The organism is Geodermatophilus chilensis (assembly GCF_002802985.1).
GTDB classification, from domain to species: Bacteria; Actinomycetota; Actinomycetes; order Mycobacteriales; family Geodermatophilaceae; genus Geodermatophilus; species Geodermatophilus chilensis.
Window position 1 is genome coordinate 1 of record NZ_NVPT01000364.1, and the last position, 1,198, is coordinate 1,198.

Genomic DNA, 1,198 nt, shown 5'->3' on the forward strand with positions numbered 1-1,198 from the left:
CACTAAAGATCATTAAGGGTAGGAGTTACGGGTTCTGCCGATAGTCGGTCGGACCCAGCTGACAGCCGGCGCAGCCTGCGCTATGCCGGTGGCATGCGGTATCCCCAGGGTGGTGGGCTGGCCGCCGAAGAGCGCGCCCGGCGAGAACGGGTGCGGCTGGCGGCGGCCGAGTGGATTGAGGAGGGGGCCACCGACCGGGAGGTGGCGACCCGGTTTCGGGTCACCCGGATGTCGGCCAACCGCTGGCGCCACGCGCTGCACGCCGGCGGTCGTCCGGCGCTGGCCTCCACGGGGCCTGGTGGGGCGCGCTGCAAGCTCAGACCCGCCCAGCTCGACGAGCTGCAGGTGCTGCTCGACGCCGGGCCCGCCGCGTGGGGCTGGGCCGACCAGTGCTGGACACTGCCCCGTATCGCCGAGGTCGTTCGGCAGCGCTTCGGGGTGGACTACACCCTGGCCGGGCTGGATCTGCTGCTGCACCGGCTCGGCTGGAGCGTGCAGGTCCCGGCCCGGCAGGCCGCCGAGCGGGATGAGGAGCAGATCGCCGCGTGGCGGGAGGAGACCTGGCCGGCGATAAAACGGCGGCGGCGGACCTGGGCGCCTGGCTGGTCTTCGAAGACGAGTCCGGCCAGGGGCTGAGGCCGCCGAAGGGACGCACCTGGGGTCGCCGGGGCCGGACCCCGGTGGTGCGGGTGACCGCGGCCAACAGCCCGCGGCTGTCGCTGGCCGCGCTGGTCGCCGTCAAGCCCGGGCGGCGGCCGCGGCTGATCTACCGCACCCTGTCCCGCGGCCGACGCGGCAGCCGGACCGGCGGCGGGCGCAAGGGGTTCACCGAGGCCGACTACGCCGCCCTCCTCGACGCCGCCCACTCCCAGCTCGGCGGGCCGATCGTGCTGGTCTGGGACAACCTCAACACCCACGTGTCCGCCGCGATGGCCGAGCTGATCGCGGCCCGGCCGTGGCTGACGGTTTTCCGACTGCCGCCCTACGCCCACGAGCTCAATCCGGTCGAGCCGGTGTGGGCGCACCTGAAGCGGTCGCTGGCCAACCTGACCAAGCACACCATCGGCGAGCTCACCGCGCTGGTGAAGACCCGGCTCAAGCGGATGCAGTACCGGCCCGGGCTGCTGGCCGGCTTTCTCGCCAGCACCGGGCTCGAATTCGGACCGTTCCTGTAACAACCGCCCTTAATGATCTTTAG

2 protein-coding genes are annotated in these 1,198 nt (G+C 72.2%); both read left to right on the top strand.

Features of this window, described 5'->3' with window-relative positions; translation table 11 throughout:
* The first annotated feature begins 93 nt into the window (after positions 1-93).
* On the top strand, positions 94-636 hold the full coding sequence (locus tag CNO22_RS27170; protein WP_100502317.1) for a winged helix-turn-helix domain-containing protein: 543 nt from the start codon (positions 94-96) through the stop codon (positions 634-636).
* The gene (locus tag CNO22_RS27175; protein ID WP_100502316.1) at positions 546-1,175 is read left to right on the top strand and encodes a transposase; all 630 of its coding nucleotides are present in this window, start codon (positions 546-548) and stop codon (positions 1,173-1,175) included. Before CNO22_RS27170 ends, CNO22_RS27175 begins: the two co-directional genes overlap by 91 nt.
* Positions 1,176-1,198 lie beyond the last annotated feature (23 nt).